The 23812-nt window shown below is 72.8% G+C and carries 17 protein-coding genes and 1 pseudogene; 8 read left to right on the top strand and 10 right to left on the bottom strand.

All coding sequences use genetic code 11. From position 1 onward, the window contains the following. Positions 1 to 66 precede the first annotated feature (66 nt). Together AB0O36_RS27490 and AB0O36_RS27485 are read right to left on the bottom strand one after the other, a co-directional pair. Positions 67 to 1197 carry a protein kinase gene (locus tag AB0O36_RS27490; protein WP_365114888.1) on the bottom strand — a complete coding sequence of 377 codons (1131 nt, stop codon included), beginning with the start codon at positions 1195 to 1197 and terminating at the stop codon, positions 67 to 69. 1 nt (position 1198) lies between these two features. Next, positions 1199 to 2995: a hypothetical protein gene (locus AB0O36_RS27485; protein WP_365114887.1), complete on the bottom strand. Its 1797-nt coding sequence runs from the start codon at positions 2993 to 2995 to the stop codon at positions 1199 to 1201. 490 nt (positions 2996 to 3485) lie between these two features. On the opposite strand from AB0O36_RS27485, the gene AB0O36_RS27480 reads away from it, so the two are divergent. From AB0O36_RS27480 to AB0O36_RS27455, 6 genes are all read left to right on the top strand, one after another. Beyond that, the gene (locus AB0O36_RS27480; protein ID WP_365114886.1) at positions 3486 to 4952 is read left to right on the top strand and encodes an amino acid permease; all 1467 of its coding nucleotides are present in this window, start codon (positions 3486 to 3488) and stop codon (positions 4950 to 4952) included. A gap of 257 nt (positions 4953 to 5209) precedes the next feature. Continuing rightward, a complete protein-coding gene (locus tag AB0O36_RS27475) occupies positions 5210 to 5461 on the top strand; it encodes an EF-hand domain-containing protein (RefSeq protein ID WP_365114885.1) in 252 nt (83 codons plus the stop codon). A gap of 122 nt (positions 5462 to 5583) precedes the next feature. Beyond that, complete coding sequence (locus tag AB0O36_RS27470; protein ID WP_365114884.1) at positions 5584 to 6312, top strand: TetR/AcrR family transcriptional regulator; 729 nt, start codon at positions 5584 to 5586, stop codon at positions 6310 to 6312. A gap of 164 nt (positions 6313 to 6476) precedes the next feature. Next, the gene (locus tag AB0O36_RS27465; RefSeq protein WP_365114883.1) at positions 6477 to 7631 is read left to right on the top strand and encodes an MAB_1171c family putative transporter; all 1155 of its coding nucleotides are present in this window, start codon (positions 6477 to 6479) and stop codon (positions 7629 to 7631) included. A 310-nt stretch (positions 7632 to 7941) separates the two neighbouring features. Next, the gene (locus AB0O36_RS27460; protein ID WP_365114882.1) at positions 7942 to 8460 is read left to right on the top strand and encodes a helix-turn-helix domain-containing protein; all 519 of its coding nucleotides are present in this window, start codon (positions 7942 to 7944) and stop codon (positions 8458 to 8460) included. Then, entirely contained in the window at positions 8457 to 9044 is a 588-nt protein-coding gene (locus AB0O36_RS27455; RefSeq protein ID WP_365114881.1) for a toxin, read from the top strand. The genes AB0O36_RS27460 and AB0O36_RS27455 overlap by 4 nt, the downstream gene beginning before the upstream one ends. A gap of 18 nt (positions 9045 to 9062) precedes the next feature. Here AB0O36_RS27455 and AB0O36_RS27450 read toward each other — a convergent pair whose 3' ends face one another. From AB0O36_RS27450 to AB0O36_RS27430, 5 genes are all read right to left on the bottom strand, one after another. Beyond that, positions 9063 to 12557, bottom strand: coding sequence for an aminotransferase class I/II-fold pyridoxal phosphate-dependent enzyme (locus AB0O36_RS27450; protein ID WP_365114880.1), 3495 nt, complete (start codon positions 12555 to 12557; stop codon positions 9063 to 9065). A 5-nt stretch (positions 12558 to 12562) separates the two neighbouring features. Continuing rightward, a complete protein-coding gene (locus tag AB0O36_RS27445) occupies positions 12563 to 13504 on the bottom strand; it encodes an NAD-dependent epimerase/dehydratase family protein (RefSeq protein ID WP_365114879.1) in 942 nt (313 codons plus the stop codon). Between the two features lie 783 nt (positions 13505 to 14287). Continuing rightward, the gene (locus tag AB0O36_RS27440) at positions 14288 to 14695 is read right to left on the bottom strand and encodes a VOC family protein (RefSeq protein WP_365114878.1); all 408 of its coding nucleotides are present in this window, start codon (positions 14693 to 14695) and stop codon (positions 14288 to 14290) included. A 71-nt stretch (positions 14696 to 14766) separates the two neighbouring features. Then, positions 14767 to 16962 (bottom strand): DNA helicase RecQ, encoded by a 2196-nt coding sequence (gene recQ / locus AB0O36_RS27435; RefSeq protein ID WP_365114877.1) that lies wholly within the window; start codon positions 16960 to 16962, stop codon positions 14767 to 14769. 99 nt (positions 16963 to 17061) lie between these two features. Next, positions 17062 to 18210: a hypothetical protein gene (locus tag AB0O36_RS27430; protein WP_365114876.1), complete on the bottom strand. Its 1149-nt coding sequence runs from the start codon at positions 18208 to 18210 to the stop codon at positions 17062 to 17064. Between the two features lie 295 nt (positions 18211 to 18505). On the opposite strand from AB0O36_RS27430, the gene AB0O36_RS27425 reads away from it, so the two are divergent. Next, the gene (locus AB0O36_RS27425) at positions 18506 to 18952 is read left to right on the top strand and encodes a hypothetical protein (protein ID WP_365114875.1); all 447 of its coding nucleotides are present in this window, start codon (positions 18506 to 18508) and stop codon (positions 18950 to 18952) included. 34 nt (positions 18953 to 18986) lie between these two features. Here AB0O36_RS27425 and AB0O36_RS27420 read toward each other — a convergent pair whose 3' ends face one another. The 3 genes from AB0O36_RS27420 to AB0O36_RS27410 form a co-directional block, all read right to left on the bottom strand. Further along, entirely contained in the window at positions 18987 to 20324 is a 1338-nt protein-coding gene (locus AB0O36_RS27420) for an aldehyde dehydrogenase family protein (protein ID WP_365114908.1), read from the bottom strand. A gap of 109 nt (positions 20325 to 20433) precedes the next feature. Beyond that, positions 20434 to 21756, bottom strand: coding sequence for an NAD(P)/FAD-dependent oxidoreductase (locus tag AB0O36_RS27415; RefSeq protein WP_365114874.1), 1323 nt, complete (start codon positions 21754 to 21756; stop codon positions 20434 to 20436). Positions 21757 to 21784: 28 nt separating this feature from the next. After that, positions 21785 to 22879, bottom strand: coding sequence for an ABC transporter ATP-binding protein (locus tag AB0O36_RS27410; protein WP_365114873.1), 1095 nt, complete (start codon positions 22877 to 22879; stop codon positions 21785 to 21787). 140 nt (positions 22880 to 23019) lie between these two features. Here AB0O36_RS27410 and AB0O36_RS27405 point away from each other — a divergent pair. Beyond that, positions 23020 to 23769 (top strand): annotated as a pseudogene (locus AB0O36_RS27405) (transposase); the annotation flags it as partial. Positions 23770 to 23812 lie beyond the last annotated feature (43 nt).

Raw genomic sequence — 23812 nt, 5'->3', positions numbered from 1 at the left:
ATGCAACTCGTTGCATAAACAAGCGGGTCCACCCGGGTGAGACACGGCTCACCCGCGCGGACCCGCTCACCCGACGCGGGCCTGCCAGCGGGACGCCTCCCGGTACGCGTCAAAGGCCCGGTCCTCCTCCGGACCGAGCAGGCGCACGCAGTCCTGGCCCAGCCGCTGGTAGAGCGAGGCCGCGCCACGCGGGTCGCCGGATTCGCCGGTCAGCCGCGCGTGCCGGGCGCGGGCGTCGAGCACCTCGGGGTCCGCCGCCCGCGGGCCGTGGACGTGGTGCTGGATGAACCGCTCCAGGTCACGGATCTCGTCGACGTGCCGCGCGTCCACGTGCGGGTCGGCCGGCCGGTCCGGCGCGTGCGCGATCTCCCGGATCGCCCGCGCCACGGCCGTCGCGTCGGGCGGGCGTTCGGCCGGGACCTTCGCCAGCAGGTTCATCACCAGGCGGTCCAGGGCCGCGGGGATGCCCGGACGGACCGTGCGCGGGGGCTCGGGCAGCACGCTCGCGTGGTGGGTCATCAAGGGGAGGAGGTCTCTGATGTGACCGAAGGGGGACCAGCCGGTCAGCATCTCGTAGACGACACAGCCCAGGGAGTACAGGTCGCTGCGCTCGTCCGCCTGCCGGCCGTCGAAGCGTTCGGGGGCGGTGTAGTGCGGAGTGCCCATGGGCGGCCCCTGGGAGAGCGAGGCGCCGGGCAGGAGGGCCAGGCCGAAGTCGACGACGTGCGCGGAACCGGCGGTGTCGATCACGACGTTGCCGGGCTTGATGTCGCGGTGGACCACGCCGACGGCGTGCACCTCGGCGAGTCCGGCACAGATGTGCCGGGTCCAGCGCACGGTCTGTTCCAGCGTGAGCTGCCGTCCCCGCCCCGTGTGGGCCGACAGGGGCGTGCCCTCGATGTGGTCCATGACGTGGTAGAGCGTGTCGCCGTCCTCGCCGTAGTCATGGATGACCGCCACGTGCGGGCGCTTGCGGACCCGCGCCATGGCCCGGGCTTCCTTGCCGAAGCGTTCCACGGCACGTTCCAGCTCCTCGGAGCGCCCGCCGTGGCCCCGGGCGAGCAGGGCCACCTTGACCGCGACCCGGCAGTCGAGTGCCAGGTCGTGCCCGAGCCACACGGCGCCCTGCGCGCCGTGGCCCAGATGCGCGTCGAGCCGGTACCGCCCGTTCAGCACCCGGCCGGGGTGGACCGTCACGTCAGCGGCCCACCGGTTTCCAGGTCCGCAGCGCGGCCAGCCGGTCGGCGTGGGATTTCCACTCCTCGAAGAACAGGACGCGCCGGACCAGCACGTCGTCGAGACGGCGCCGGGCGTGTTCCCGCCGCGCCTCGCCCGCCGTCCGGATGCGGGTGCGTTCGGCAGGCACGCGGATCACGTCCAGCAGACCCCACGCACCGGCGACGACACCGAGCACCACGAGGAGCCACACGAACGGGCCGTCGACGAGGACGGGCGCGAGGGCGGCCGCGGCGAGCCCGCCTGCCGTGCCGCCGACCCGGCGGGGGAGGTTGCGGTCCACCGCGCCCGCCTCCACCTCGGTCCGGGCCGCGAGGTCGGCGTCGAGTGCCGCGGAGAGCGCCGTCCCGTCCACCGCGGCCAGGGGGTCCACCGGAAGCACCGTCCGCCATCCTTCGATGACGACGGGGAACTCGCGCGGCCGACGGCGCAGGGAATCCGTGACGATCTCCTCCGCCGCGGCGCCGAGGTTGGGCAGCACCTGGAGGAGCGCGAAGCGGCGGGCGTCGTCACCCAGCGCGATCTGACTCGGCTTGAACACCGCGTTGTCGAGCAGGGTCGCGAAGTCCGTGACCTCGGCATCCACCTCCTGCCGCAGGGCGTGGTCGCGCTGGGCGGCCCGCTCGTCGCCCCGGTGCTCGATGAGCCGCCGCAACCCTTCCATCCGGGTGTGCAGGACGGCCTCGTCGGGCTCCATGTGGCGGATGAGGCGGTCGATCGCCGCCTCCGCGTAGCGGGCGGGGGCAGCGGGACCGGCGGGCGGGAACTCCCTGCCGAGGTGGTCCAGGGTGGCGGTGGTCACGGTGGCGAGCCGCAGCCCCTCCCGGAGCTCCCCCCAGTCCCCGTCGTACGCCGCCCCCAGTGCCGCGAACCGGTCGTCCGGCGGGAACAGCAGTGTGTGCAGCTGGGCGCCCCATCGCCGGGTGCTCGCCCGGGAGACCGTTCCGCCGATCCTCGCCTCGGCGGCCCAGTGGACCATCACCTGACGGGCGTAGCCGAGGGCCTGGTCACCGAGTTCCCGGCTCGCCACGGCGTCCAGGACGACGAGGAAGTCCCGGCCGAGACGCCCGGGGTCCACGGCGCTCTGCAGGTAGCCGTCCATCGACGTCCCGGCCCGCTCGTGGTCGCCCGTCCGGGCCGCGGCGAGCGAGAAGAAGAGGTGCGCCTTGCCGAGGTCCAGCAGTTTGGCCTGGGCTTCGTGATCGAAGAGCAGGTCGTCCCCGTCGAGCCGGGCCACGACCGCGAGGGCCGCGTGGACGAGCCAGAAGTCGGGGTCGTGAGCGAGGTGCTCCTCCAGGGCGGTCCGGACGGTGCCGGTACCGAGCACTCCCCTGGCCACCAGCTTCGGGGTGAGCTTCCGGACCAGCCCATGGGCCAGGGACCTCACCCGGTCCCGGTTCCCGAACCTGGCCTGCCACTGCCCCGTCAGCCGGTCCAGCTCGAAGTGGGCGGCCAGGGCGGCCTGGTCGCGCTCGTACTGCGCCCGGAACTCCTTGAAGTCGTCCTGAACCCGGCCGATCTCGGTCTGGGCCGCCGTCAGGCCCGTCTGGAGCTGCTCCGTCGCGGTGCCTATCCTCCGCACCTTGGCGGTGAGCTCGTCGGACTTCCCGCGCAGGTCCCCCAGGTCGCCGGAGAGCGCGCCGAACTGTCCGCGGAGCTCCCGCAGCTCCGTGCCACGGCGCTCCAGCTGCTCGCGTAACTCCCGGAGCCCGTCCGACGGCTCCTGACGGTCGGATTCACTCCGGGGCGGTTCGGTCACCGTGCGTTCTCCCCTGTACGTCGGGACGTGGCGTTCTCGGAAGTCGTACCTTCGTCCACCTCCCGCCGGAGGCACAAGGGCGCGTGAGGGGGCACGAGGAGGCGGAACGCCTGACCGGCAGCGCTTGCGGACGATCACGCTACGCGGCGGTAGCGAGCGGGGTCGTACCCGCGGCGGCACGTGTTGCCTGGATGTCATCTCGTGTTCGCTCAGCGGAGGCTCAGATCCGGATAACGATCGAGTCACCGCACAAGGGTCTTTCGGCCTGGTCACCGCCGAATGGCCGATTTGCCGGTGATGTGCCCCACAGTCAGCCGCGGGACACCGTGGTACATCTTCACGACCGCCTGCCGGACCACCCATGTCCGAGCAGGGGCGCTGGGGCCGGCCGATCGCCGGCAGCAACTCCATCACCATCCGGGGGATCGGAATCCGGCCCGCAGCCGAGAAAACGGCGCGGGTCGGCATGGAGCGGAAAGGCGCACCACACATGACCTCTACGCAGGTCGACATGAACAAGGGCGACGACAGCGCGGCCACGGGCGGAACGCCCGAGGAGGGCTACGAGCGCGGGCTCGGCAGCCGCCAGGTCCAGATGATCGCCATCGGCGGCGCCATCGGCGTCGGCCTCTTCCTGGGCGCCGGCGCGAACATCGCGAAGGCCGGACCCAGCCTCATCCTCATGTACGCCCTCGCCGGCGTGATCGTCTTCTTCATCATGCGGGCGCTGGGCGAGCTGCTCCTCTACCGGCCCGTCTCGGGCTCGTTCGCGGAGTACGCCCGCGAGTTCCTCAGCCCGTTCTTCGGGTTCGTCACCGGCTGGACGTACTGGCTCATGTGGGTCGTCACCGGCATGGCCGAGCTGACCGCCGCGGCGATCTACATGAACTTCTGGTTCCCCAGCGTGCCCCAGTGGACGACCGCCCTGGTCTTCCTGGTGGTGCTGTACGTCGCCAACCTCATCTCGGTGAAGATCTTCGGCGAGATCGAGTTCTGGTTCTCGATGGTCAAGGTCACCGCCCTGATCGGCATGATCGTGATCGGCATCGGCGTGGTCACCTTCGGCTTCAGCCAGGCCGGCGACACCGCCGCCGTCTCCAACCTCTGGGCCTTCGACGGCATCTTCCCCAAGGGCGTCGGCTCCAGCCTGATGACCCTGCAGGGCGTCATGTTCGCCTACCTGGCCGTCGAGCTCGTCGGCGTCACCGCGGGCGAGTCGGAGAACCCGGAGAAGACGCTCCCCAAGGCGATCAACACCCTGCCGTGGCGCATCATCGTCTTCTACGTCGGCGCCCTCAGCGTGATCCTGATGGTCGTCAAGTGGACCGAGTTCCAGCCCGGCGTCAGCCCCTTCGTGGCGGCCTTCGCCAAGATCGGCATCCCGGCGGGCGCCGCCATCGTCAACTTCGTGGTCCTCACCGCGGCCCTGTCCTCCTGCAACTCGGGCATGTACTCCACCGGCCGCATGCTGCGCGACCTGGCGGCCAACTCCGAGGCCCCCAAGATCCTGGGCAGGCTGAGCTCCACCAAGACCCCGGCCGTGGCCATCACCCTCTCCGTCGCCCTGATGGGCATCGGCGTGGTCCTCAACTACGTCGTCCCGGAGAAGGCGTTCGGGTACGTCATGTCGGTGGCGACCGCGGCGGGCATCTGGACCTGGATGATGATCCTGGTCAGCCACATCCGCTACCGCCGCGCGGTGGTCGCCGGCAAGCTGCCTGCCTCCTCCTTCCCGGCCCCCGGCGGCACGGTGTGCAGCTGGATCGCCGTGGCCTTCCTGCTGCTGGTCACCGTGATGATCGCGATCGACCCGGACAGCCGCGTCTCCCTCTACGTGGGTGCCGGCTGGGCGGTCTGCCTCTCGATCGGCTGGATGGTCCTGAAGTCCCGCAACCCGCAGATCGCGGCGCGCACGGCGGACGCCGGCCGCGAGCCGGAGCCCGCGGGCCGGTCCTGACCGACCCGCACGGGGCCCCGCCCCGCAGCACGTCGTGCACTCCCTGACGGGGGCGTACCGGTTCCCCCGGCCGGTACGCCCCCGTCGGCGTTGCCTCCCCCGTTTTCTCCTGCGGCCCCCTCCCCTCCTCTCCCCTCGACGCCCCTTCCCTCCGCCGCCCTCCGGGAGAGGCAACCGGTCCGGCCCCGCGGGCGTCCCTCTCGGCAGGACGCGCCCGGCCGATCCGGCGCGTACGGCTCCAGGGAACGGGACACGTGATGAGCGACAAGGCACGGATACTCTTCGACGCGCTCGACCTCGACCGGGACGGCACCCTGACCCGCGCCGAGGTCATCGGCGCCCTCCTGGCCAAGGGCCCGACCCTCGCCGCACAGGGCGTGATCCCCGTCTGGGGCGTCGGCTGCGCCGAGGACTCCTCCGCCCTCTTCGACGCCGCCGACCAGAACGGCGACCGTGTGCTGACCTTCGAGGAGTTCGCCGCCGTGGTCGACCGGCGCTTCGGCTGGTAGTCCCTCACCACACACACCACCACCGGCCCACGCGCGGCCGGTGTGGCCGGATCGCGTTGGACCGGTGGGGAGTTCGTGACGGTGCGCTCACGGGTGCGGAGTGCGGCGGGTACGGTTCCGGCATGAACGTTTCCGCAATCAGTTCGAATCAGGACGACGCGACGCCTGCGGCCGTGATCAAGGACGCCGCGCGGCAGCTGCTGGTGAAGACGGGGGCCGCCGGGCTGTCGCTCGACGGCGTGGCGCGCGAGGGCGGGCTCGGCCCCGCCGCGGTGGAGGCCGTCTTCCCGGACCGGGACTCCCTGCTGACCGCGCTGATCATCGATGCCTACGACGCGTCGGGAGCCGCCATGGAGCGGGCCGACGAAGCCGCGCGCGAGGGCCGCGGATCGGCGGGGGCGCGGCTGCTCGCGGTGACGCGGGCGCTGCGTGAGTGGTCCTTCGCCCACTCCGCCGAGTTCACCCTGATCTACGGCTCGCCGGTGCCGGGTTACCACGCCCCCCAGGACACGGTGCCGTCGGCCGCGCGAACCCCCGCGGTGCTCGCCGGCATCGTACGGGCGGCCCTCGAAGGCGGTGAACTGACCCCGCCGCGGCGGGCGGTGCCCGGTCCGCCGCTGCTCCTGCCGGCTGCCGTGGAGGCGTTCGGCGGTGTGCCCGGGGCCCCGTTCTCGGACATCGTGGAGCGCGGCATCGTCCTGTGGAGCAATCTCATCGGGCTCCTGGTGTTCCAGGTGTTCAGCCGCACGCACGACAGCGTCCGGGACGAGGCCGCGTTCTTCGACTACGCGATCGCCGTGGCTGCGGAGAGCATCGGACTCGAGGTCCCCCTGGACGAGAAGGCCGGCTGACCCTCGTCCGCCCCCTTCCCGTTCTCCCTTCCTCTCCCCTCCCCTCCCCTCCTTCTGGCGGCGTTCCCTCCCCTCCGGCGTCCCCCTCACCCCTCTCTCCCTCCCACACCTCCCATCCCTGCCTCCCCACCCCGCTCGGGCAGGATCCGTAGGAAATCCAGGACTTGAACACCATCAGAACCCTCTGTTTCGGCATCGCCGCGCTGTCGTCGTACGCCGCGCTCGCGTACCGGCTGTCCCAGGCGCGGCGCAGCTGGAAGGACGGCGCCTACCGGGCGCTGATCGTCACGCTGCTGCTCCAGTGCCTGACCTTCACGATGGGCGCCGTCGCAATGGGGAGCGGGAGCTTCCTGGGCGTCGGCAACCTCGCCATCCTGCTGATGCACCTGTCGGCGGTGGCCTTCTGCGTCAGCGCGCAGATCATCCTGCTGCGGTGGGCGGCCTCCGACGAGGAGGCGGTCCGCAGGACGCGCCACTGGCTGACCACCGGCATCGTCCTCGACGTGGCGCTGACCGCGCTCTTCCTCCTCGCCGACGGTCCCGGCCGGCCGGCCTCCGACTTCGACACCGGCAGCGGCCGACCGCTGGTCCTCGTCTACCTCCTGGCGTTCATCGTCTCCCAGGCGGTGCCGTGCGTGACCATCTTCCGGCAGTGCGGTCCCTACGCCGAGATGACGGACAACGCCTCGCTGCGGCAGGCCCTGCGGATGCTGTCGGTCGCCGCCGTCGTCCTCTTCCTCTACTGCACGGCCAGGACGGTGAACATCCTGACCGCGGCGGCCGGGTTCGACATCGGCGCCTGGAAGCTCGCCTCCAACCTCTTCAGCGTGACCGGCATCGTCATCCTGTCGCTGAGCCTGACGAACTCCTCCTGGGGCCCCTCGGCCGCCCGGCTGCTGGAGTGGAGCCGTACGTACCGGTCATACCGGGCCCTCTACCCCCTCTGGCGGGACCTGTACGAGGCGTCCCCGGACATCGCCCTGGAGCCGCCGGGGGCCTCGGTCTCGGACCTCGACTACCGGCTGCACCGCCGGGTGGTGGAAATCCGTGACGGATGGCGGGATCTGCGCCCCTACATCGACCGCGCCACGCCCGGTTCCGGCGGCCCGGAGAGCGGGGCGAGCGAGGAGTCGCGGCAGGCGTTCACCGAAGCGGCGCAGCTCAAGCAGGCGCTGCAGGCCAAGCGCACCGGAACGATCCCGCACGACAACAAGGACGCGGGCGACTTCGAGGACCGCGATAGCGACAACTTCACGGCGGAGGTGGCCTGGCTCACCAAAGTCGCTTCCGCCTACAGTAAGCTCGGCAACGCGAGTTGAGAGCTCCCGCCCGGTTTGCATCCCCCGTCAAACCGGGCGGGTATCCCCCGTCCCCCGCTTCCGTCGGGCGGACGGGCGGCTCCCGTCCGGACCGGCCGGCCCACCCCCCCGAGGACCGGGCCGGTCCGGCACTTCCCGACTTCCAGATCAGACAGCCAACTTGGCGACCCCCGTGAGCCAAGTTAGCTGCCGGCTATCGGCGGACTCCAACGGTGGCGGAGTTCAGGCCAATTGTCAACTGACAGCTAATCTGTGAAACTGGCGTATAGCCAAGGGCTATTCCTAGGAGGTGACGGGAGGGAGCTTCACCATGACCGAGACCGAGGGCCGACCCCTGCTCGCCGTACGTCTGGACGACCTGTTCAGGACGGTCCGCCCCAAGGGCAGGCACTGGACCAACGCCGAAGTGGCGGAGGAACTGAAGCGGGCCAACCCCGAACTCAAGGTCGGAGGCGTGTACCTGTCGCAGTTGCGGACGGGCAAGCGCTGCAATCCCTCACCGGACCTCCTGGCCGCCCTGGCCCGTTTCTTCGGGGTCTCGGTCGCCTACTTCTTCGACGACAAGGTCGCCGAGTCGGTGGCCGGCCAGCTCGCCGCCATCGAGGCGCTGCGGCAGTCCGGCGTCCGCGCGGTGGCGATGCGCGCGGCCGGCATGAAGAAGGAGAACCTCCAGGCCATCACGGCCATCATGGACCAGTACCGGCAGATGCAGGGCCTCCCGCCGGTCACCGATGCCGACCCCACCGATCCCGGCAACGGATCCGGCACCGACCCCGGCAGCGGATCCGGAAGCGGCAACAGCGGCAGCGGCTCCACCGGCCCCGAATGACCGGGCTCTGGGGCTCCCGGAAGGAGCGGTCGGGCGACCAGGACCGGCGCAGCCGGCTCAAGAAGCTGCGGAAGGCCGGGGCCCAGCGCCTCGCCGAACTCGCCCTGCCCGAGGTGGCCGATGTGGCCGAACTGTGCCGCCACCTCGGCGAGGTGCGCGGCCGCCCCATCATCCTGGTCCCGATGCAGATGCCCGCCTCCCACCCGTGCGGCATGTGGGTCGCCGCGCGCGAGGAGGACCTCATCTTCTACGACGCCAACACCACCAGCGCGCATCAGGAGCACATCATCTTGCACGAGCTGGGCCACATCATCTGCTGCCATCGCGGGGCCGGAGGACTGGACGAGGCCGCCGCCCGCCTGCTGTTCCCCGACCTCGACCCCGAACTCGTACGCGACATGCTCCTGCGCGCGACGTACGACGACGTCCAGGAGCAGGAGGCGGAGATCATCGCCTACCTGCTCTCCCAGCGCCTGGGGAACGACGGGCCGCCGCCCGGTCCGGCCCCGGCCGGGGAGGGGGAGCGGCGCGGCGATCCCGGGAAGAGCGCACTGCTCCACCGCATCGAACGCACCCTGATCTGACGCACCCTGATCTGACACTCACACCCGGTGCACCCCCGTCGCCGCCACCTCCTCGGCGAGGATCGCCACCGCGCGCCGGATGTCCTCCTCGCGGTGCTCGGCCGTCACGAAGAACCTCAGCCTGGCGAGACCCTCCTCGACGGCCGGGTGGAAGATCGGATCGGCGATCACCCCCCGGTGGAACAGCCGGTCCGCGACGTGCAGGGTCCGCGTCGAGTCGCCCAGGAGGCACGGCACGATCGGGGTGTGGGCGCTCGAACCGGTCACCAGACCGGCCGAGGCGGCCAGTCCGCGGAAGAGATCGGCGTTCCGGTGCAGGGCGCGGACCCGCTGGGGTTCCGCGGTGATCAGCCCGGTCGCGGCCAGGGCCGCGGCCGCGTTGGGCGGGGTCAGACCCACGCTGTAGACGAAGCCGGGGAGCGTGTGGCGGAGCCAGCGCACCATCCGCTCCGAGCCGCCGAGGTAACCGCCGCAGCTGGCGAACGCCTTGGAGAGCGTCCCCATCCACAGGTCCACTCCGGACCGGTCGACGCCGAAGAACTCGCCCACACCCCGGCCGTGTTCGCCCACGGTGCCGATGCTGTGCGCCTCGTCGACCATCAGCAGGGCACCGTAACGCTTCTTCAGCTCGATCACGGGCGGCAGGTCGACGAGGTCGCCGTCCATGCTGTACGCGCCTTCGACGGCGATCAGGACCCGGCGGAAGCGGGAGCGGTTGATCCGCAGCAGGTGTTCCAGCTGCCCGGTGTCGTTGTGGGCGAACGGGCGCCGCGCGGCCCCCGACAGGGCGCAGCCCTGGAGGATGCTGTCGTGGGCGAGCGCATCGTGGAGCACGAGGTCGCCGGCCCCGACGAGGTGCCCGATCGCGGTGACGTTGGTGGCGTGTCCGCTCACCAGGGCCAGGCAGTCCGCGACGCCGAGGAACCCGGCCAGCGCCCGCTCCAGCCGTACGGTCAGCTCCCGTTCGCCGGAGAGCACCCGGCTGGCGGAGACGGAGCTCCCGTACCGTTCCACCGCCTCCTTCACGGCCTCGTTGACCACCGGATGGCCCGATATCCCCAGGTAGTTGTAGCTGCCGAAGGAGAGGTACGGACGGCCGCCGATGACGGTCGTGTCGCGGATGGTGCCCTCGTGGAGCCGGAAGTACGGATAGTCCGCGCCGCTGCCGGTGACCGCCGCCAGCCGCTCCTCGAAGCCGGCGACCTCCGGGAAGTCGTCGATGCTCGCCGTCCCGTGGTCCCACTGCGGGCGGTGCTCTTGCGGGCGGGCCCGGTCGGGCGCGGTCCTCTGGAGCGGGACGCGCCCCGCTCCGTGCGGACCGCCGGCGCTTTCGATCAGTCGACCGATCGTCAGCTCCGCCGAGAAGACTCCCCCGGTGCGGAAGCCCGGTATCCGCTCGCCGAGTCTGACGTCCAGTTCGTGCAGCATCAGGGAGTCGAACCCGAGGTCGGCCACCAGGCGCATCCGCTCGTCCAGGTCGGACAGCGGGAAGACGCCGGTCCGCGCCACCTCCTCGAGTACGGCGGAGGCGACGGAGGGGGCGGTCCCGGTGCCGGTGCCGGTGGCCGCGTCCGGGACGCCGGCCGGTACGTCGACCCGTTCGGCCGGCGTCTCAGGCGGTGCATCGGCCGGTGCGTCGGCCCGTACGTCGGCCCGTACGTCGGCCCGTCCCGCCGGGGCGGGTCCGGCGAGGTCGCGGGCCGATTCGTCCACGACCCAGTGCCGGCGCGGGGCGAGCGGGCTCGGCGGCAGGGTGCACGGGGGTACGCGCTCCGCCGCGGGTACGGCGACCGGTCCGTGGTCCGGCCCGTGCTCCGGCCCGCCGTCCGCTGCCGCGGGCAGGTCCCCGGCCGCCACGGCCTGCGCCGCCGCGGCCAGTCTGGCGGCGGCGTCCGCGGTGTCCTGTGCCACCACGGCGAGCCCTTCGCCCAAGGGGGTCCGGCGGGCCAGGGTGTCGGCCACGGCCGCCAGCGGCGGCCGGTCGTCGGTGAGGGTGCGCGCGAGATCGGCGGCGTACCGGGCCAGCCCGGTGCGGTCGCGGGCGCTCAGTACGAGCAGGCACGGACCTCCGGTCGTATCCGCGCGGCCGGGCGCCGGGGAAGGGAGTACGGGGGGTGCGGGGGGCTCTTCCAGCACCAGGTGGACCCCGGTGCCGCCGAAGCCGAAGGCGCTCACCCCGGCCCTGCGCGGCAGGCCGCGGTCCGGCCAGGGGGTCGGTTCGACCGGGACCGTCAGGCCCGCGGCGTCCAGCGCGGCACGGTCGGCCACGGCGAACTCCGGCTGGGGCGGGATCACCCCGCGCTGCACGGCCAGGACCGACTTGACGAGTCCGGCGATGCCCGCGGAGTTGAGCGAGTGTCCGACCACCGCCTTCACCGCGCCGATGAAGGCGGGTGCGGCGCCCTCGCCGCGCAGCTCGCGCAGCACGCCGAGCTCGACGGGGTCGCCGACGGTGGTGCCGGTGCCGTGGGCCTCCAGATAGCCGACCGCGTCCGGGGGCAGGCCCGCATCGCGGTAGGCCCGGCGCAGGGCCCGCAGCTGACCGGCCGCCTGGGGGTGCAGACCGCCCTGTACGGTCCCGTCGTTGGCGGTGCCCACGCCCCTGATGACCGCGTAGACCCGGTCGCCGGCCTCCAGTGCGTCGGCCAGCGGGCGCAGGACGAGCACCCCGGCGCCCTCCCCCAGCACGAAGCCGTCGGCTTCCGCGCCGAAGGGCAGGCACCGGCCGCTGCGCGAGAGCGCGCCGATCCGGGACAGTCCCACCAGCAGGTCGGGGGTGAGGATCAGCTGGGCGCCGCCGGCGAGGGCGATGCGGGTGCGTCCCGCGCGCAGGGCGTACACGGCGTTGGCCACGGCCATCAGCCCGCCGGAGCAGGCCGAGTCCAGCGCGTAGCTCTCCCCGTGCAGGTCGAAGACCGAACTGACGGTGTTGGGGCCCATGTTGAGCAGGAGGCCGGCCACGGAGGTGCCGTGCAGTCCGTCGACCGCGCGGACCGTGTCCCGCCAGGGCAGGCCGGTCGCCGGGGCGCCGAACTCTCCGCCGGCGAGCTGGCGCATGCGGATCTGCAGGGTGCTGAGCTCGCGGTAGCCGCTTTCGGTGAGGGCCGTGATCACCGAGGTCTCCTCGCGGTCGAAGCCGTCGGCTTCCCATCCCGCGTCCTGGAGGGCCTCCCGGGCCAGGTCGATCAGCAGCCGGTGCTGCGGGTCCATCGCCCGGGCCCGGCGCGGCGGGATGCCGTAGTGCGCCGCGTCGAAGTGGCCGACGTCGGGGAGCAGCGCCATGGTGTCCGTGTACGCCGCCGCCGTGTCGCGGAAGTCGTCGCTCAGGAAGCCGGCGCTGTGCCAGCGCGAATCCGGAACGGTGGCGAACTGCGCCTGGGGGGCCGTCAGGAGCCGCCAGTACTCGTTGACGTTCCGGGCACCGGGGAACCGGCACGCCATCCCCACGACGGCGACGGCGTCGTGCCGCGTTCCCCGTGGGTCCTCCGCGGAGTCGGGGTGGGTCGGAGTCACCGGTGTCACGCCGTGGCCGCCAGGCGTTCGCGCCACCATTCCAGCGTCGCCTTCAGCTGCTCCTCCAGGGGCGTGGCCCGTACGGTGAACGCGGCTTCGTAGGCGCTGCTGTCGACCGTGAACGGGCGGTCGAACTGGTGGCGGATCTCCTTCAGTTCACGGATCAGCGGGGAGAACAGCGAGGTCACGGACAGGACGGCCGGAGGGATCCGGCGGACCGGGACCGGTGCCGTGCCCGCCTGTTCGGCGAGCCGGACGGTCATGTCCCGGACGGACAGGGCGGGTTGTGTCGGGACGTGCCAGGCGCGGCCCCAGGCCCGTTCCTCGCCCGCGACCTCGGCCATGGCCCGGGCCACGTCGGGGAGGTACGTCCAGCTGTGCGGGGCGTCCGGGTCGCCGAGCGTGGAGACCGCCTTGCCGCGGAGCAGCGGTGGTACGACGCGTGCGGCGAGGTGGCCGCCGTCGGTCACGCCGGGCCCGAAGAAGTCCGAGGCCCGCACCTCGACCGCCCTGATCCGGCCCTGCGCGTGCAGGGCCGCCGCCTGCTCCCAGGCCGCGGCGCGCACCCGGCCCTTGGGGCCGGTCGCGGCGAGCGGAAGGTCCTCGGTCAGCGGTCCGTCCACCGGCCCGTAGCCATAGAGGTTGCCCAGCATCACCAGGACGGCCCCGGTGGCCTCGGCCGCGGCACAGAGGGACGCGGCCAGCGGGGGCCATCCCGTCGTCCAGCGGTGGTAGGGCGGTGCGGCGCAGCCGTGGATGGCGGTGGCGCCCCGTGCGGCTTCGATCAGCCGCGCACTGTCCGTCGCGTCCAGCGCGAGGTGCTCGATCCCGGGTTCGGGGTCGCGGCCCGACGTGGTGATGACCTTTACGGAATGGCCCTGTTGGGCGAGCAGCCGGGCGGTCGCGGCCCCGGCAGGTCCATGGCCTATGACGACATGAAGGTTCACGTACGCACACTAGCGCGAGCCTCCGCTTTGGTTCGGACCAGTCCCGGCCACAAGCGGAAGGGGACGGACCCGCGCGATCCGCCCCGTGCGACTCGCCCTTCTCGGGCCGGTCGCACGGGGGCTCGGACGCATCCGGTCACCCCTGCCTAGTGCCTCATCCTCTTGTCGGCGTGCCTCATGCTCTTGATCGGCTTCTGGTTCGGCGTCTGTGGGAGACCGGTGTCGGACCCGTTCGGCGTGTTCGGCGGAACCGACTGGCTCGGGGTCTTGGGAATGGGCGGTCCGCCGGGCAGCTCGGAGCCGGGCGGGTTCGGCGTGTTCAGCGGCGGGTCCGCGGGTGAGCCGGTCGGTCGCCCGGAGCAGGCCGGGTCGTTCGGCGTCCATCCGTCGGACGCCGGACACTCCCGCGGGGGCGGCGGCTTCGATTCGGTGCCCGGCGGGAACTGGGGCAGGCGGGTCTCACTGCACGTGATGACGGGCGGCGAGCCGGGCTCGGCCGCCTGCACCGAGCACACGTCCCGTGGTACCGCCTCGGCACTCCCCACTCCCATCACGCCCAGGAATGCGGTGGCGGCGAAGGACACTCCGACGATGCCCGAAAGATGCTTACGGCTGGTTGCCATGACGGCCTCCTCAGGAAGGGCCGAGCGGTCTCCTGGCCTCTCGCGGGTCGAGTGGTTCGGGCGCCCGGCGTTGTGCCGTCCAGAGTGCACGCCGTGCAACCGCGGGGTCAGCGACGGGAACCCGTGGCTTGACGGGGCCGGCGCGGAGTCACTCACCGCTTCAGGGCAGGTTGAGCTGCCAGGAGACGCCGAAGCGGTCGTTGACCCAGCCGAACCTGGTGCTGAAGCCGTAGTCGCCCAGTGGCATCAGTGCCGCGCCGCCTTCGGAGAGGGCGGCGTAGAGGCGTTCGAGTTCGGCCCCGTCCGCGCAGTCGACGTAGAGCGAGACGGCCGGGGTGAAGCCGAACTGGTGCTTGGCCGGGCTGTCGATGCACATGAACCGCTGGCCGGCGAGCTGGAAGACGGCGACCTGCACGGTGCCTTCGGGGCCCGGCTCACCGGCGCCGTAGCGGGTGATGTCGATGATCCGGCCGTCGTCGAAGAGGGAGGTGTAGAAGCCCATGGCCTCTTCCGCCCTGCCCTCGAACATCAGGAAGGTGGTGATCTTCTGGGGTGGTGCAACAGCCATACGGGTCGCTCCTGCGAGGTCATGACGGGGCCGGGACCCTTTGCCGGGCCCCATCATGGCTCACGCGGAGGCTATTCCCAGTCGTCCCACGGCGGCTCCGTGTCGTCGAAGTCGAGGGGCGGCAGCCCGTCGTCCACCGGCGCCGCCTGCCGGGGGGCCGGCACGGGAGCGGAGGCGGGGGCGGCGGTCCGTGCCGGAACGGGCGCGGGGGCGGGAGCGGCCTCGGGGGAGGGCGCTGACGGAGCGGTCGGAGCCGCGGCAGGCGACGCAGTGGCGTCGGGGGTGCCGGTGGCCCCGGGAGCGCCGGCGGTGTCGGCGGCTCCGGATTCCGCCAGGGTCTCCAGGACGCCCTCGGCGTACTTGGTGAGCTTGGCCTCGCCGATGCCGCCGATGGTGCCCAGCTCGGCGGCGGTGGCGGGAAGACGCGTGGCGATCTCCCGCAGCGTGGCGTCGTGGAAGACGACGTACGCCGGCACGCCCTGCTCCTTGGCCGTCGCGGCCCGCCAGGCCCGGAGGGCCTCGAAGACCGGCACCGCAGCGGCGGGCAGGTCGACCGGGACGCGGGCGCCCTTGCCGGAGCGGGACCCGGAGTCCTTGCGGGACGGGGCCGGGGCGGCCTTCTCCTTGCGCATCTGGACGGTGCGGCGGCCGCCCAGCACCTCGCCGCTGTCGTCGGTCAGCACCAGCGTGCCGTAGTCGCCCTCCACGGCCAGCAGCCGCAGCGCCAGCAGCTGGCGGACGACCCCGCGCCATTCCGCGGTGCTCAGGTCCGCGCCGATGCCGAACACCGAGAGGCCGTCGTGGTCGAACTGGATGACCTTGGCCGTCTTCTTGCCCTGGAGGATGTCGATGATCTGGCCGGCGCCGAACTTCTGCCGCCGCTCCCGGGCCAGCCGCCACACCGTGGACAGCAGCTTCTGGGCCGCGACCGTCCCGTCCCAGGACTCCCCCGGGGTCAGGCAGGTGTCGCAGTTGCCGCAGGGCTCGCCCGACTGGCCGAAGTACGCCAGCAGCCGCACCCGGCGGCACTCGACCGTCTCGCACAGCGCGAGCATGGCGTCCAGGTGCAGGGCCAGGCCCCGGCGGTGCGCCTCGTCGCCCTCGGAGCCCTCGATCAGCTTGCGCTGCTGGACCACGTCCTGCAGGCCGTACGCCAGCCAGGCGGTGGCCGGCTCGCCGTCACGGCCGGCGCGGCCGGTCTCCTGGTAATAGCCCTCGACCGACTTCGGCAGGTCCAGGTGGGCCACGAAGCGGACGTCCGGCTTGTCGATGCCCATGCCGAAGGCGATCGTGGCCACGACCACGACCCCGTCCTCGCGCAGGAAGCGGGACTGGTTCGCGGCGCGGGTGCGGGCGTCCATGCCGGCGTGGTAGGGCACGGCGTCGATGCCGTTCTCCACCAGGGAGGCGGCGGTCTTCTCCACCGAGGCGCGGGAGAGGCAGTAGACGACGCCGGCGTCCCCCTCGTGCTCGGTGCGGATCAGCTCCAGCAGCTGCTTGAGCGGGTTGTTCTTGGGGGCGATGCGGTACTGGATGTTCGGCCGGTCGAAGCTGGCCACGAAGTGCCGGGCGCCCTCCAGCCCCAGCCGCTTGGCGATCTCGGCGTGCGTGGCCTCGGTGGCCGTCGCGGTCAGGGCGATCCGCGGCACGTCCGGCCAGCGCTCGTGCAGCATCGACAGGGCGAGGTAGTCGGGCCGGAAGTCGTGGCCCCACTGGGCGACACAGTGCGCCTCGTCGATCGCGAAGAGCGACACCTTGCCCCGGTCGAGCAGCCGCTGGGTGCCCTCGGTGCGCAGCCGCTCCGGGGCCAGGTAGAGCAGGTCCAGCGCGCCCGCGAGGAACGCCTGCTCGACGGCCTGACGCTCGTAGTGGTCCTGGGTGGAATTGAGGAATCCGGCCCGCACCCCGAGCGCGTTGAGCGCGTCCACCTGGTCCTGCATGAGCGCGATCAGCGGCGACACCACGACTCCGGTGCCCTCCCTGACGAGCGCCGGGATCTGGTAGCACAGCGACTTGCCGCCGCCGGTCGGCATCAGCACCAGGGCGTCGCCGCCGCCGATGACCTGCTCGATGATCTCCTGCTGTTCCCCGCGGAAGGAGCCGTACCCGAAGACACGGTGCAGCACCCGCAGGGCGTCGGAGATCCCACCGGAGGTCGCGTCGGCGTTCGCGTCGGAGTTCGCGTCGGTGATCTCCGCGCTGATCTCCGCAGTGATCTCTGCGGTGTTCGCTGCGGTGATCTCGGGGGAAGCGTCCGGAAAGGCCATTCCAGAAGCCTAACGGCAGTCGCCGACACGCCGGGCCCGGCGACCACAACCTGTGGACGACCGGAACCGCCGGCCGGCCCGGCCCGCACCCGGCCCCGGTCAGCCGCTCCAGCGCAGCACCGCGCCCAGGCCGCCCGCCGGACCGCCCATCCCGGCGGGGACCAGGAGCAGCTCGCAGTCGGCCGCGGCGGCGGCCCGCAGCACCGCGTCGTCCGCCCGTGCCTGCTCGGGCCTGGGCACGCCCATCGCGCGCGCCTCGCCGCGCTGCACCGCGATGTCGTCGGCACCCGGGCCGATCCAGACCTGGCGGCCTCCGTCGGAGGCCTCCGGGGTGAACAGCAGGGTGGCCATCTGGTGCTTGCGCGCGGCGTCCACGACGGCCGGGACCCCTTCCGCCGCGTCCCCCGGCCCGGTGTCGACGGAGGACTCGCGGTGCTCCCCCGGCTTGCCCCGGCCGACCCGGAACCGTTCGAGCGTGCGGCGGAGCCGTTCCTGCGTGAAGCGGTCGCACGCCCGGGTGATCTCCCGGTCCAGCCCGGCGGCCGGGGCGCCCGGGGAGCGGCTGCCGCCCTCCGCCTCCAGGGTCACGGCCCGCACGCCGTCCGGCAGCCGGTTGTACACGGCCCGTCGCTCACGGGCGTCGCCGGTGAGGACCAGCAGCCCCGCGCCGCTCTGCGGCCACTGCCGGAGCAGCTCCGCGACGATCGCGTCGGCGGTCTCGTTCCGGCCGTTCTCGACCTTGTTGCGGTAGTGCCATTCGTTGCGGTCGTCGGGGACGCCGCGGTGGCCGCGGTCCTGCCATTCCCGGCCGTTCACCCGGCCCACCGCCTCGCGCCGGTACCCGTCGCGGAGCTCCAGGTCGGCCCCCGTGCCGTCGACGTACGCCACCAGGCACACCGGGTCGTCTCCCCGCAGCCGGGCCAGCGGCGCCACGTGCGGCAGCAGGGACCAGGTGGCCTCGCCCGCGGTCGGCGGGACGACCAGCGGGACGTCGAGGACGACCTCGGCACCCGCCGCGAACAGGGCCCGGCCGGGCGGTGTCCCCGAGACGGGCTCGGCCGCCAGGTGCTCCATCACGGCCCGGATGGTGTAGGCGTCGGCTCCCTCGTCGACCAGCTGTCCCGCGATGGCGCGATGGCGCAGTTCCTGGATCTTCGCCGCGTCCTCGGTGGCGCGGGTGGTCTCGACGTAGACCGAGGCCCAGGGCCCCGGGCGGCTGAAGAGCGGCTTGAGAAAACCGAGTTCCATGACGTCCCCCAGATCTTTCGGTGCCGTGTGGCACGGCCGGGGTGGCACGGCCGCGGTGGCGCGGCCACGCCCGTCCCGTCCGGGGGCCCGGGTGTCCGTGCCGTACTTCCATGGTGTGCCCATACCGCGTCCGTGCGCGCCCCGAGCGGCATCGGCGGGCGCGGCTTGGTGCCTCCGGGGGGACTCGGCCGGGCAGACGGGGGGACCCGGCGGCGCACCGGCCGGAAATCCCCGCGCCGGCGGCCGGCCCCGACACCTTGGGAGCAGTCCCCTCCCGAATCCCCCAGGAGCTTCCATGTCCCCCTCCCCGGCCTCCCGGAAGGCAGCCGCAGTCGCCGCCGCGGCGCTGGGCCTCAGCGCCACCGTGCTCGGCGGCTTGGCGGCCGCCGACATCCCGGACGCGAACGGTGTGTTCACCGGCTGCTACGCGCGCATCGGCGGCGGGCTCCGGGTGATCGACGCCGGAGCCGGCCAGACCTGCCGCCTCACCGAGAACACCATCACCTGGAACCGGACGGGACCCACGGGCCCCACCGGGCCCACCGGAGCCACCGGGCCCACGGGAACGACGGGCACCACCGGGCCGACGGGCACCACCGGGCCCACGGGTCCGACCGGTACCACGGGCCCGACGGGACCCACGGGTGTCACGGGACCGACCGGGGCCAGCGGACCCGTGGGAGTGACCGGGGCGACGGGCCCCACCGGGCCCACGGGCCCCACCGGCCCCGCGGGAGGCTGACCGTCGCCCGTGCGGGTCCCAGCGCCCGCGCGGATCACAGCATCACGTGCTTGACCTGGGTGTAGTCCAGCAGGCCGGAGAGGGAGAGGTCACTGCCGTAGCCGGAGTGCTTGACGCCCCCGTGGGGCATCTCGGAGACGGTGGTGCCGTGGGTGTTCACCCAGACGATGCCGGTGTGCAGGGCGCGGGTGGCGCGCATCGCGCGGTCGTGGTCGGCGGTCCACACGCTCGCGGCCAGGCCGTGGCGGACGTCGTCGGCGAGGCGGAGGGCCTCCGTCTCGTCGGCGAACGGCTGGACGGTGACGACCGGGCCGAAGACCTCCTCCTGCACGATCTCGTCGTCCTGGCGGACGCCTGCCACGACGGTGGCTTCGTGGAACCATCCGGGCCGCGGGACGCGGGCGCCGCCGGTGACGACTTCCGCGTGTGCGGGCAGCCGGTCCAGCAGGGCGCGGACGGAGGCGAGCTGCCCGGCGCTGTTCAGCGGGCCGAGGTCGTTCTCCGGGCTCAGCTTCCGCGCCGCGGCGGCGAAGGCCGTGAGGAACGCGTCGTGCACGCGGTGGTGGACCAGGAGGCGGGTGGGCGCGGTGCAGTCCTGGCCCGCGTTGTAGTAGGCGACCCCGGCGAGGGCCTCGGCGGCGGCCGCCACGTCCACGTCCTCGTGGACGATGACCGGGGCGTTGCCGCCGAGCTCCAGGTGGACCCGTTTGAGGCCGGCCGCCGCGGCGGCCGCGATCTCCCGGCCCGCCCGTACGCTGCCGGTGACCGCGATCAGGGCGACGGCCGGATGGGCGGTGAGGGCCCGGCCGGTGTCGCGGTCGCCGCAGACCACGTTGAGCACGCCCGGCGGCAGGTGCCGGGCGGCCAGCCGGGCCAGCAGCACGGCCGAGGAGGGCGTGGTGTCGGCGGGCTTGAGCACGGCGGTGTTGCCGGCGGCGAGCGCGGGGGCGATCTTCCAGGCCGCCATCATCAGCGGGTAGTTCCAGGGGGTGATCTGGGCGCAGACGCCGACCGGTTCGCGGCGCAGCAGGGAGGTGCGGCCTTCCGTGTACTCCGCCGCGGCGGCCCCGGGGAGGTTGCGGGCGGATCCGGCGAAGTAGCGGACGGCGTCGGTGATCGCGGGCAGTTCGTCGTTCCGGAACCGCTCGGCCGGCTTGCCGGTGTCCGCGGTCTCGGCGGCCACCAGGGCGTCCTCGTGCTCCTCGATGGCGTCGGCGAGGGCCAGCAGGGCGCGCTGCCGGACGGCCGGGGTGGTCCGTGACCAGGGCCCGTACGCCGCTGCCGCCGCGGCGCAGGCGGCGTCGGTGTCGGCGCGGCCGGAGCGGGGGGCCCGGCCGTGGACCCGGCCGGTGGCGGGGTCCACCAGGTCCATGGTCGCGCCGGAGGCGGCGGGGCGGTCCGCGCCGCCGATGTGGTTGTGGAGCACGGTGGGGCCGGTGGGGCCAGGCCGGTCGGTGCGGCCGGAGTGACCGTTCGGGGTGTCAGCCACGGTGGAGCGCCTCCTTCGCGGCGGCGCGTCCGGTGCGTACGGCGCCTTCCATGTAGCCGGCCACCCACTGGTCGGACCCGCAGACGTAGAAGGGCGGTTCGTGGGTGCCGTGGAGCGGGCCGACCGCCGTGACGTCGCCGGGCGTCCACTGGGTGACGTAGCCCTGGGTCCACGGGTCGGTGCCCCACAGGCGGGTGAAGGTGGCGAGCGGCCGGTGTGCCTCGTCGCCGTACAGCCGGGCGATCTCGGAGAGCAGTTCGGGGGCGCGCAGCGGGGCGGGGATGCCGAGCAGCACGCCGTAGCGCTCGGGGGGCACGAGTGCGGAGAGGATCCCCTCACCCTGCGGCCAGGTGCTGCCGAGGACGCCTTCGTTCTCGGAGAGTCCGCTGCGGCCGCGGGCCCGCCAGAACGGCTGCTCGTAGGCGGCGGTGAACTTGGCGGCGACGGCCTGGCGCTGGCGGTGCAGCGAGGCGAGGCGCTCCCCGGAGACCCCGGTGACGGCGATCCGGCGGAACGGGCCGACGGGCAGGGCGCTGACGAGGGCTCCGGCGGTCAGGGTCTCGCCCCCGGCGAGGCGTACCGTGCAGGGGCGTCCGCCGCCCACGGTGACGGCCTCGACGGGGGCGCCGGTGCGGATCCGCCCGGCGAGCCCGGCGGCCATGCGCAGGGCGACGGTGGCCGATCCCTCGGCCACGCGCAGGCCCTCCCACGCCTCGTAGGCGTAGTGGCTGTCGTCCGTGCCGGGTACGGCGGCGTGCTTGCGGAGGGCCGCGAGCAGCGAGGTCCGCTCGTACGATCCGTCGGCGAGGGCGAGTTGGCCGATCTCCCACAGGCGTACGACGGCCGGGGTCGCGCCTTCGGCGCGCAGCCAGCCGGCGACGGAGAGGCGGTCGAGGGCGGCCGCGTCGGGGTGGGACCAGGGGTCGTCGGGGTCGACGGTGCGGGCGAGGGCGGTGAAGGCGGCGGTGGCCTTGCGGTGGCGGGCGTCGTCTCCGGGGCCGAACCAGTGGGGCGGGTCCCCGTCGGAGACGGCCTCGGGGGTGGCGCGGGTGAGGGCGCCGGGCTCGGCGACATAGCTGGGGAGCAGGGTGAGGCCGAGTTCGGCGGCCAGGGCGGTGTAGGCGGTGTGGGCCCGGCCGACGACCTCTCCGCCGAGCTGGACCAGCCGGCCGTCGGGGAGGGCGGTCTGCTCGACGCGTCCGCCGACCCGGTCGCGGGCCTCCAGGACGAGCACGTCGGCGCCGCCCGCCGCCAGGTCGCGTGCGGCGGCGAGGCCGGCGAGTCCGGCGCCGAGCACGATGACGTCGTGGTTCACGGGGGTGTTCCTCCGGTGGGGGCGGGTGTCAGTCGAGGACCAGGCAGTGTTCGGGTTTCCAGGCGATCTCGACGCGTTCGCCGCCGCTCCACCGGTCCTCCATGCGGGAGCGGACGGTGTTCTGTTCGAGGACGGACACCGTGACGCCCGGGGCCAGTTCGATGTGGTAGGTGGTGGTGGGGCCGGAGTAGACGGTCTCCCGGACGGTTCCGGTGATGGTGGCCATGCCCGGTTCGAAGTCGGAGAGCCAGATCTTCTCGGGGCGGATGGAGAGGTTGACCCGGCTGCCGTCGGGGACGCCGGCTCGGGGGCCCACGGGCAGGGCGGGGCCCTGGTCGAGGTGGACCTCGCCGGAGCGGTAGGTGCCGGGGACGAGGTTGGAGGTGCCCATGAAGGAGGCCGTGAAGGTGGTGGCGGGGCGCTCGTAGACGTCCTCCGGCGTGCCGCACTGCTCGATCCGGCCCCGGTTCATGACGGCGACGCGGTCGGACATGGTCAGCGCCTCGTCCTGGTCGTGGGTGACGAAGACGAAGGTGATGCCGATCTCCCGCTGGATCTGCTTGAGTTCGACCTGCATCCGGCGGCGCAGGGTGAGGTCGAGCGCGGCCAGCGGTTCGTCGAGCAGCAGCACCTGGGGGCGGTTGACCAGGGCGCGGGCCAGGGCCACGCGCTGCCGCTGGCCGCCGGAGAGGGTGGGCGGTCTGCGGTCGGCGAGGTGGCCGAGCTGGACGAGGTCCAGCATGCCGGCGACCCGCTCGCGGATCTCGGGCCGGGGGACGCCCTTGCGCTTGAGTCCGAAGGCCACGTTGTCGGCGAGGGAGAGGTGGTCGAAGAGGGCGTAGCTCTGGAAGACGGTGTTGACGTTGCGCTTGTTCGGCGGGAGGCCGGTGACGTCCTCGCCGTCGAGCAGGACGCGTCCTTCGGTGGGGTCGGTGAAGCCTCCGATCATCCGCAGCAGGGTGGTCTTGCCGCATCCGGAGGGACCGAGCAGCGAGAAGAACTCGCCCGGTGCGATGTCGAGTTCGAGGTCGTGGACGGCGTACGGGCCGCCGCGGTCGTACCGCTTCCCGACCCGGTCGAGCCGAACGGCGGGGCGGAACTGGGGGTGCTGTGTGGAGTTCAACGGTCTTCTCCTGCAATGCTCCGGAGCTGCGATCGGTGAGGGGTTGGTCCCGGTGACTGGGCGGAACAGCGGTGACGTTCCCTTCGTCTCCGTTCTGCATGGCAGAACCGGTTGTCAGTGCAACGTGCGAAGGTACGGGCCTGCACCTGGCAGGTGGGGTCGTGCTGACGGTGGTGTGGTCGAGAAGCCTCCCTTCGCCGCCGTCGTCGGTACGTGTGTAGCGCGACAGCCTCGGCCACTGGTACGCCTCGTTCGTCGTGGCCGTTTCCGGGGAACCGCTCCCGCCGACGGGGCGGGTGATCGGCATCGACTGGGGCGTCGGGACCACGGCGACGACCACGTCCGACACACACGACCTCCCCCATGCCGGCCACGGCCGCAAGGCGGCTGCCGAACTGGGCCGCTGCCGGGGGATGACGGCTCGCCGCGCCACGCCGCGGAACCAACCCGGTACACGTGGATACCGTGCCGCTCGCGTGAAGGCCGCGAAGGTGGCCCGGAAAGCTGCCGGACAGCGGGAGGACACCGCCCGTAAGCGGGCCAAGCGTGTGGTCCGCGACCACGACGCCCTCGCCGTGGAGGACTTCCGCCCGAAGTTCCTCATGAAGAGCACCATGGCCGGCAAGGCCGCCGACGCGGCGATCACCGCGACGAAGCGGGCCCTGATCGAGATGGGGCGCAAGCACGGCCGGACCGTGCACCTTGTCGACCCCAGGCACACCACCATGGACTGTGCTCGGTGCGGAGCGAGAGCCAAGCACGCACTCCCCCTTTCCGAAAGGACGTATACGTGTACCGCATGCGGAGCGGTGTCCCCCAGGGACAGGAACTCCGCCCGCGTCATGCTCGTCCGGGCTGGTCTCAACCCGGCCGGTGCCGATCTCGTAAGACCTGCCACCTGTTGGGTGTCAGGCGAAGTGAGCCAGGAATCCC

Source organism: Streptomyces sp. NPDC089799, from assembly GCF_040684755.1.
Classification (GTDB): Bacteria; Actinomycetota; Actinomycetes; order Streptomycetales; family Streptomycetaceae; genus Streptomyces.
The sequence above is the reverse complement of the archived record's forward strand: the minus strand, read 5'-3'. Positions and strand labels throughout refer to the sequence as shown.